The organism is Vicinamibacteria bacterium, assembly GCA_035620555.1.
In the GTDB taxonomy this organism is placed as follows: Bacteria; Acidobacteriota; Vicinamibacteria; order Marinacidobacterales; family SMYC01; genus DASPGQ01.
Genome location: DASPGQ010000230.1, coordinates 1 through 7938, shown reverse-complemented (window position 1 = coordinate 7938; position 7938 = coordinate 1). Strand labels below are relative to the sequence as shown.

Genomic DNA, 7938 nt, shown 5'->3' with positions numbered 1-7938 from the left:
CGGCGATGGGCCATACGAATCCTCGACTCCGTGCCCGAGGTTTGAAACAACCCGAAGGCGCAAACGACGACGAGTAGAATCAAAGAGGGAAGGATGAACCGGAACGCCTTGCGCGCGACCAGGCTATGCAGGAATAGATAGAAGCTTGAAGCCGCGAAGAGCAACGGGAACGTGCGGATGCCCACCGCTAGTGCCCGCAAACCGCTCCTTACGAAAGGCGGTAGGAGCACGAGGACCAGCGCCAGAAGGGGGAGATAGAACCAAAGCGGCTCCTCGCCGTAACGGCGTGCAGCGCCTTCGAAAACGTTCCAGCGCACATAGCGGAAGGGGCTCGCAAGAAACGAGCCCCAGGTCCAGAGATCTACGAGTCCCTGTATCGTGACGACGATTGCGGCGCCCGTCGCCATGAGAGCACTGGCCTTGTAGCGCCGCAACAGAAGACCCGCCGCAAGCAGAACCGGAAAGAAAAACGCGTCTTGGAACCGGCAGCAGAACGCCCCGCCCAGTAGCAGTCCGGAAATAAACGGCGACAGACGGCCGGGTCCTTCAAAAAGTAAGATGGCAGCGAGCGAGAGCCCGGTAGCGAACGTCGGGCCGGTGGGCTGAACGCTGGCGTAGACAGTCAGAGGACTTGCGGCGACGAAGAGCAACAGCGGCCGAGCTCCATCGAGGCGTCGAAAGCGGACGAACAGCATCCAGAGTGCGAGAAGCGGGAGGAGCCCCATGAGGGCATGCACGAACCGCGTCGCGACCATCATGGGCACCGGCGCTTCGATGCCTAACCAGGCAAGGGCGCGAAAGATTCCCGCGAGAAGACCCGGATAAATCCATGACCGAAGCCCGTGCTCGTATTCGTGGGGACGCCACCAGCTTCCGCCAAGACCAAGATGGTAGGCGGGGTCGACGTACTGGAACTGGTGGTCCATGAAATCATAGCCGCGGCTAAAAAGACTGGCGGGGATTCTGGCGGCGAGCGAAAAAAGGAGATAGCGTCCGAGAGAGATATCACCGAAGCGAAACCAATCGACGAGTCGTTGAATTTGTCGCGGCAGGCCGGACGCAGCGAGGAAGTCCATGATGCGGCGGCGGGAGGATAGCATGGAGCCCTCGGCGATCTGGCGAAGGTGGTTGTTCCCATCGGTGGTCCTCATCTCGACCGTTGCCCTATGCCTCCACACCACCCTCGTGAAACGACCGGCGAACTACCGGGTCGTTACCGGGGCGGGATGGAACATCGTAAGCGGAGACAACCCGTATGCACCCGAGCTTGGGCTCGACCGCTTCAAGTACAGCCCTCTCGCCGGTCTCTTGACGATTCCCTTTGCCCAATTGCCGCGAGAGGGGCTCTTTCTGTTCTTGCTGACGCAGTGCGCCCTGTTCTTCTGGGGTTTCCCGAGGTGGAGCCGGGCCGCCGGCTATTCGCTCGGCCTTTCCTCGAAGCTGAAATGGGTGGCGCTTGGCTCTATCGCCCTCGATCTCGCCGTCGCCATACAGAACGCCCAAGTCAACTTGGGAATCTTCGGCCTCATGCTGCTTGGCGCGGCCCAGTACGCGGAAGGCAAATGCTTCCGATCCGGTCTCGTACTTTCACTGGCCACCAACCTGAAGCTCTTCCCGTTCACTCTCGTTCTCTGCCTGTTGACAAGTTGGAACGCGCACTTCTGGGTCTCGGTGGTCGGTGGAACGCTGGCGTGGTTCCTGCTGCCGGCGGCGCTCTTGGGTATCGAGCGCAATCTCGAGCTCCATCGACAATGGATGCAATTGATGTGGCGGGATGAGGATCGACCTTTCATCATGCTCGACATCGGTAGCTTTCTCGAGCGCCATTTCGGAATCGATGGCGCGATCCGTTATCCGGTTGGAGTCGCGGTGGGAATCGCTATTGGCATCGGTTGCCTCGTTCTCTTTCGGCGAGGAGAGCGCGAGCGGCTCCACCGTTTCCTTCTTCCCATCAATGGACTCTACGTTTTGTTGTTCTCTTACTTGAGCGAATCGCCCACTTCGGTGCTAGCGGTTGCCGGAATCTTCCTCATCGGAGCGACGGCCGTCGAGAAATCGGGCGAGCGGATCTACTGGGCGGCATGGGTGCTTGCCCTCGTGCTCGTGCCGGGGCTGTATTCGGACTTCGCCCCGCCGCATATCGAGGCCTGGGCGAGGGCGATCCATCTGAAGACCGTTGGGTATCTCTACGTGACGACCATGTTGCTGATTCTTTTTCGAGCATCGAGGATGAGTCCGGGCGGACCGTCCTCGGATAGAATGGGCGAACGGTGACGAGTTTCCACCCCCTGGTGGCCGAGTGGTTCGACGGTCGCTTTGGCCGCCCGACCGAGCCGCAGCTCCGCGGTTGGCCGGTCATCGCTTCGGGCCGCGATGTGCTGATCTCGGCTCCGACTGGCTCGGGGAAAACACTCGCCGCGTTTCTCCTCGCGATCGACGGTCTCGTGAAGGAGGCGGCCACAAGCGTGCTGCCGGACGCCGTGCGCGTCGTCTACGTCTCGCCGCTCAGGGCGCTCAGCAATGATGTCCACAAGAACCTCGACGTCCCTCTGACCGGGATTCGCGCGCTGGCGGGGCAAAAGGGGATTCTGCTGTCCCCCATCCGAACCGCGGTCCGGACGGGAGACACGACCACTGCGGAGCGGCAGAAGATGCTTCGCACGGCGCCACACGTTCTGGTGACGACTCCCGAGTCGCTCTTCATCGTGCTCACCGCGGCGAGAAGCCGCGAGCTGCTGCGTAGCGTCGAGACCGTCATCGTCGACGAGATTCACGCGCTCGCGGACGACAAGCGCGGTGCCCATCTCGCCCTCTCGCTCGAAAGGCTCGATCGGCTGGTGATGGAAGCCTCGGGAAAGCGTCCGCAACGCATCGGTCTCTCGGCCACGGTGAAACCGGTCGAAGAAGTCGCGCGGTTCCTGAGCCCCGATGCCGAGATCGTTCCGATCGGCCACCGACGCGACATGGAGCTTTCGGTCGTGGTTCCGAGAGACGAGCTCGGGTCGGTGGCCTCGAACGAGATGTGGGCCGAGATTTACGACCGCCTCGCGGAGCTCATCCAGTCACACCGGACGACGCTCGTCTTCGTGAACACCCGACGACTCTCGGAGCGCGTGGCTCACCATCTCGAGGAACGGCTCGGTGAGAAGGCGGTCCTCGCTCATCACGGAAGCCTCTCCCGTGGCGTTCGCCTGCGCGCCGAGGACGAGCTCAAGCGAGGAGTCATCAAAGCCGTCGTCGCGACCGCGTCCCTCGAGCTCGGGATCGACGTGGGAACGATCGACCTGGTCTGTCAGATCGGGACTCCGCGGTCGCTCTCGGTCTTCCTTCAGCGGGTAGGTCGCTCGGGTCATTTCCTCTCCGCGACGCCGAAAGGGATTCTCTTCGCCACGACCCGCGACGAGCTCGTGGAGTGCGCGGCGCTCGTTAGAGGAATCCGCAGTGGCGAGCTCGATGCGCTCGAGATTCCCGAAGCCCCCCTCGACGTGCTTGCGCAGCAGATCGTCGCGGCGGTTGCGGCCGACGATTGGGGCGAGGAAGAGCTCTATCGCGCCGTTCGTTGCGCGTACCCGTACCGGAACCTGGCCCGGGGCGATTTCGAGGCGGTCGTCGAGATGCTCTCGGAAGGCATCGCCTCCTCACGGGGCCGAACCGCCGCCTATGTCCATCGCGACCGAGTGAATGGACGTCTGAGAGGCCGAAGAAATGCCCGCCTCACCGCAATCACTTCCGGAGGAGCGATTCCCGACAACGCCGCCTATTTCGTCGTGGCCGAGCCCGAGGAAAAGATCGTGGGGACGCTCGACGAGGACTTCGCCGTCGAGAGCCTCGCCGGCGATGTATTCCTTCTGGGCACCCATTCCTGGCGCATCCGCCGCGTGGAATCGGGCCGCGTCCGCGTCGAGGATGCTCACGGGGCCCCACCGTCCATTCCGTTCTGGCGGGGCGAGGCACCCGGCCGAACCATCGAGCTCTCTCGAGAAGTCTCCGAGCTCCGGGAGGCCGTAGCCGTCTCCTCCGGTGAGACACGCGAGGACCGGCTCCGTCGTCTGACCGAGAGCGCGGGGCTGTGCCGCCTGGGAGCCGAGGAGCTTGTCGAGTACGTGGAGGCGGGCGAGCGCGCCCTCGGTGCCGTTCCGTCCTTCACCACCGTCGTCATCGAGCGCTTCTTCGACGAATCGGGTGGGATGCAGCTCGTGGTGCACGCTCCTTTCGGCTCCCGCATCAATCGCGCCTGGGGGCTCGCGCTCCGCAAACGCTTCTGTCGCTCGTTCAACCTCGAGCTCCAGGCGGCCGCCACCGATAACGGGATCATCGTTTCGCTGAGCGAGCAGCATGCATTTCCCCTCGAGATCGTACCCGCCTTCGTCAAGACCGGGACGGTGGAGCCGGTCCTCACCCAGGCGCTTCTCGCGGCGCCGATGTTCACCGCGCGCTGGCGCTGGAGCCTCGGTCGTTCGCTCGCCGTCCCGCGCTTTCGTGGAGGGAAAAAAGTACCGCCGCCCATTCAGCGAATGCGTGCCGACGATCTCCTCGCCGCGGTCTTCCCCGATCAGGCCGCCTGCGCCGAGAATCTACCCGGACCGATCCGGATTCCCGATCATCCCCTGGTGAACGAGACCATCTCGGACTGCCTCCACGAAGCGATGGATCTGGACGGATTGAAGGCAATCCTCGAGAGCATCGAGACCGGAGCGATCCGCTGTGTGGTGAAAGAGAGCGTCGTACCTTCGCCCTTCTCCCACGAGATCGTGAATGCGAATCCCTACGCCTTTCTCGACGACGCGCCCCTCGAGGAGCGCCGCGCCCGTGCGGTGCAGCTCCGGCGCACCCTGGACGCGGGAGACGCGAGCGAGCTCGGTCGGCTCGATCCCGCCGCGATCGCTCTCGTGGAAGAAGAGGCCTGGCCACTCGTCAGAAGCGCCGACGAGCTCCACGATGCCCTGCTCACCCTCGTGCTGGTGCCGGAGACGGCGGAATGGGGCTCGTGGCTCGAAGATCTCTCGAGCGAGCGCCGAGCCGCACGTTTCCGGATCGGTGACGCGGTCTTCTGGCTCGCCGCAGAGCGACGGGCGCTCGTTGAGAAGGCCATTCCGCAAGGAGAGCTCGCCTCGGAGCTGGCGTGGATTCCGGGAACGAGCGTCGAAAGCGAAGAAGCCGCGGCGGTCTCCATCGTGCGCGGGTGGCTCGATTCGACCGGACCGCGAAAAGCGAGCTTCTTTGTCGAGAAGCTCGGGCTTCGCGACGGCCTCGTGCAAACGGCGCTGCTGACGCTCGAGGCCGAAGGCCAGGTACTCCGCGGGAGTTTCACCGGCGATTCCGGTGGCGAAGTGGAGTGGTGTCAGAGACGAATTCTCGCTCGCATCCACCGCCTCACGCTGGGCCGCCTCCGCCGCGAGATCGAGCCGGTCTCGACGGCCGACTTCATGCGCTTCCTCCTCCGCTGGCAACATCTTTCGGAAAGCTCCAGGCTCCACGGGGTCGAGGGGCTCGCTCGACTCGTCGATCAGCTTCAGGGCTACGAGGTCCCCGCGGCGGCGTGGGAGAGCTTCGTCCTTCCGATGCGTTTGTCCGACTATCGGCCGGAGTATCTCGATCAGCTCTGCTTTTCCGGAGAGGTGGCCTGGGGAAGACTCTCGAAGGCTACGTCGACTCGAGTAAGCCGGGTCGTCCCGATCTCACTCTTCTTTCGCGAGGACCTCGATTGGCTCTTGGGACTACGCGAAACCAATGAGGGGACAGAGGAGTCCCTCTCTCGAGATGCCCAGCATGTGAGGTCGATCCTCCAGGGCAGGGGGGCATCGTTCCTCTCGGAGATCGCGAGGTACAGCGAGAGGTCGGTTCAAGAAGTCGAGACCGCCCTCCGGGAGCTCGTCGCGCACGGTGATGCTACCGGTGACGGTTTCGACGCCCTTCGTTCCCTGCTGAATCGCGAACGTCACCGCGCATCGCGGGGACGGTGGTCGCTTCTCGCCAGGGATCGAAGCACCGTCGACGACGCAACCGAGCGCTTTGCCAAGCAGCTCCTGACTCGCTGGGGAGTCGTGTTTCGCGACCTACTGGCACGAGAGTCACTCGCTCCCGCCTGGCGCGATCTTCTTTACGCCTATCGGAGGCTCGAGGCGCGGGGGGAGATCCGAGGAGGGCGATTCGTCTCCGGCTACCTCGGAGAGCAGTTCGCGCTCCCGGAGGCCATCGAGCTCTTGCGCGCTCTCCGCCGGGAAGGGCGCTCGGGAGAGACCCTCGAAGTCTCGGCCGCCGATCCCGTCAATCTCACGGGATTCGTTCTCCCGGGAGAGCGCCTCGCGACCCTCTCGAGTCAAACGCTGCGGCTCGTGGATGGCGTCCCCGCCGAAGAACCCGATTCGGTGCTGTCGGCTCTGTAAGCGAGCTTCGCCTGACGAGATACCGAAACTCGGTGTACCAAGTGGCGAAGCGGGTTGAGCATCAGTAGCTGGAGGCGAAGACGGTGAGGAGCAACTCTCGCGCTACTCGAACCCTCGGTCTCGTGGCGTCTTTCTTGTTGCCTGCCGCACTCGCGCGCGGACTGCCCGAGGATGAGCGGGTCGAATTGGAGAGTAACGGATGGCGGCTCGTCGGCGAGTGGCGACCGGCTGAATCGGACACCGAGCTCGCGCCGGCTGCGCTTCTGCTTCACCGGGCCGCGGGCTCGCGAGCCGAGTATCAGGAGCTCGCAGAAGAGCTGGCGAAGCGCGGAGTCGCTTCGCTGCGCCTCGACCTGCGCGGCAATGGTGAAAGCGACAACTTGGGACGGTTCGAAGAGCCATACGAGGAAAATCTCCGGATTCTCGAGAAAACGTACGAGGACATCCACGTGGCGCTTCGATGGATCTCCGCTCGACCCGGTATCGACTCGGACCGACGCGCTGCCGTAGGTGCCAGCTACAGCGGGGAGGCGATCGCTGAGGCGCTGCGACAGGGGGGAGAGCGAATCGCGGCCTATGTCATTCTTTCACCGGGGTCGTTTTCCGATGAATCCATCGCGGCGGTGGACGCGAGTGGCGTGCCGTGGCTCTTTATCCGTACGAGCGAGGAAAGCGAAGTCAGCCGCGAGTTCATCGATGCCATCTTCGAGGCTCTCGCGAGCCAATCGAAATCAGCAGAGGTCCGGGTCATCGAAGGAGCCGGCCACGCGACTCGAATCTTCGACGAGCACCCGTTCATCATCGAGGAGATCGCGGAATGGCTTGCGGAACGACTCGGTGCAGAACCGTGACCAAGCCCGGTGAGCGATCGGGGTTGCGCCGCCGCCCGGGGTGGCTGGAAAAATGACTCAGGCCTTGCGCATAGACGCCAGGTAGGCGTCGAGACGCCGATACCCCTGTTCCATGCCTTCCGTGCCCCCGGTCTCGAGCGCGGCGTCGCGCGCTTCCTTGGATGGGTAGAGCACCGTGAGTGTCGTCGTCGTCTGCCCGTTCTTCTCGGTGAGGGCGAGCGTGTTCGTCGTTTCGGGCCAGTCCCGTCCCCACGACTCGGTAAAGACGAGCCGCTCGGGCGGCCGGATGTCTTGATACACACCTCGGATCTCCATCTCGCTTCCGTTGGCACGGCGCCAGACGAACCGGTTTGCCCCGCCCGGGCGGAGATCGATCTCGCAGATGGGCATCGTCCAGCCTTCCGGACCGATCATCCAGCGCTTCACGTGCTCGCATTGCGTCCAGGCCTCGAACACGAGCTCGCGCGGCGCGTGGAAGACGCGGGTCATGACGACTTCTCGGTCGGTGGGCGTGGCGACCTGCAGAGTCTTCGTTTTCACCATCAGGGGTCTCCTTTGGCTCGTTTACTGCGATGTCTCGCTTTCTTGGCCTTCATCTCGTCCAGAAGGGCATCTAGGCGCTCAAAGCTGGCCTCCCAGAACTTGCGGTACTCTGCCAGCCACTCGGTGGCCTCCGCGAGCGGCCTGGCCTCCAGTCGGCA

At 63.7% G+C, this 7938-nt stretch carries 5 protein-coding genes; 3 read left to right on the top strand and 2 right to left on the bottom strand.

The features are described 5' to 3' along the window. Positions 1 to 1151 (bottom strand): hypothetical protein (locus VEK15_09795; GenBank protein HXV60973.1); only part of this gene is annotated, 1151 nt, incomplete at its 3' end. On the opposite strand from VEK15_09795, the gene VEK15_09790 reads away from it, so the two are divergent. The 3 genes from VEK15_09790 (at position 1141) to VEK15_09780 (ending at position 7237) form a co-directional block, all read left to right on the top strand. Beyond that, positions 1141 to 2274 (top strand): glycosyltransferase family 87 protein, encoded by a 1134-nt coding sequence (locus VEK15_09790; protein HXV60972.1) that lies wholly within the window; start codon positions 1141 to 1143, stop codon positions 2272 to 2274. The two genes, VEK15_09795 and VEK15_09790, sit on opposite strands and share 11 nt — an antisense overlap. Continuing rightward, positions 2271 to 6386, top strand: coding sequence for a DEAD/DEAH box helicase (locus VEK15_09785; protein ID HXV60971.1), 4116 nt, complete (start codon positions 2271 to 2273; stop codon positions 6384 to 6386). The genes VEK15_09790 and VEK15_09785 overlap by 4 nt, the downstream gene beginning before the upstream one ends. 83 nt (positions 6387 to 6469) lie before the next feature. Further along, positions 6470 to 7237 (top strand): alpha/beta hydrolase, encoded by a 768-nt coding sequence (locus VEK15_09780; protein ID HXV60970.1) that lies wholly within the window; start codon positions 6470 to 6472, stop codon positions 7235 to 7237. Positions 7238 to 7294: 57 nt separating this feature from the next. Here VEK15_09780 and VEK15_09775 read toward each other — a convergent pair whose 3' ends face one another. Then, positions 7295 to 7780 carry an SRPBCC family protein gene (locus VEK15_09775; GenBank protein ID HXV60969.1) on the bottom strand — a complete coding sequence of 162 codons (486 nt, stop codon included), beginning with the start codon at positions 7778 to 7780 and terminating at the stop codon, positions 7295 to 7297. Between the last annotated feature and the right edge of the window lie 158 nt (positions 7781 to 7938).

Excerpts from the sequence above, each read along its gene's own strand:
- VEK15_09775 (HXV60969.1), bottom strand. The coding sequence starts at position 7,780 with ATGGTGAAAACGAAGACTCTGCAGGTCGCCACGCCCACCGACCGAGAA.